At 40.4% G+C, this 1,121-nt stretch carries 1 protein-coding gene and 1 pseudogene; one reads left to right on the forward strand and one right to left on the reverse strand.

What is annotated here, in order from left to right; all coding sequences use genetic code 11:
- A pseudogene (locus F6K53_RS44565) lies at positions 1-113 on the forward strand (transposase); the annotation flags it as partial.
- Here F6K53_RS44565 and F6K53_RS44570 read toward each other — a convergent pair.
- The coding region (locus F6K53_RS44570) for a transposase (RefSeq protein ID WP_366511457.1) at positions 79-1,121 on the reverse strand (1,043 nt) is incomplete at its 5' end. The pseudogene F6K53_RS44565 and the gene F6K53_RS44570 overlap by 35 nt on opposite strands.

Below are 1,121 nucleotides of genomic sequence, written 5' to 3' on the forward strand. Positions count from 1 at the left end.
CAGAAATTCAGCCTAGTTACACGTCGCAAATTGACTCCAGAAATGGAACCCTATTAGGGAAAAGGACTGGGGACAATTTTACCGGATTTGATGGGGTCGTGTTGCAGGCTGAATTTCTGTGACAACCGAGCCAGTCCAATTAGCCCATTTCTGCAAAGAGTCCCGCATTACTCCTTTTATCCAACTATTTAGCTTGCGGGATACCGCCTTAGACTGACGTTTGTTTTTAATTGGTTGTGTTAAATCTTCTGCAAATACTTTTAATGACTCCCCGTTAAAGAGAGATTTAGAAGCTGCTCCTATTATGGCCGTTAATTCTGATTGATTCCGTCTGTAACGACGATTTTCTGTTTTTCTGGTCAGATTATTTTTGAGTATTCGTGCTGACTTAGCTGGATCTAGTTTTTCTAACTTTCTGTGAAGTGCCCAAAGTTTTCCTCTATTACGGTTTTTAGCACATATACGATCCGATTTTTTTGTGATTACTTTTCCAAGTCCTTCTCCGTGAGCCTGACCCTTTGAGTCATAGAAAGCCTCCGTATACCCCTTGTCCACTCCGACACTTTGACGTTCGGGTGGAATTTCTACGGTTCCATGGTCTACCAAAAAGTGAATCTCAAATCTTTGTAGGATTTGATTGTAAATTAACCTAATCTGTCCTTTTATATTTCGGTTAGACTTGACAACTATCTTGTTCCTTTTGCCCCTGTTTAGTCCAGCTAATTCTAGTTGGTAAGTGTTTCGCGAAATTCTCTGGCATTTGTAACCAACTTGCTGATAAACTATTTGATTTTTAACCCAAGAATGACCTCTATGGAATTCTTTTCTGACAAGTCTGTGCAGTAAAGGATTGTCTAGAAAAGCCTGGGTTTTGAGTTGCGTGACATATTCCTTGCATTTATCTTGGTTTTCTTTTTCCGGAAACCTTTTGTAAATATTTTTGATAACCACCTTTTTACAGGCCGCCTGGCTCGCTGTGATGGTTTTCGCCACATCATTAATGGTCCAATCCATCAGTTTTGCCGGTAATCCTAAACTGTCAGGAGATCTAAAACTCTTTATTTCCGGAATCGCTTTTTTCCAGTCGAGCCCCCAGTGGCTAATGCTTCCCAATTTGTTGA

It is taken from the genome of Moorena sp. SIO4A1, assembly GCF_010672065.1.
In the GTDB taxonomy this organism is placed as follows: Bacteria; Cyanobacteriota; Cyanobacteriia; order Cyanobacteriales; family Coleofasciculaceae; genus Moorena.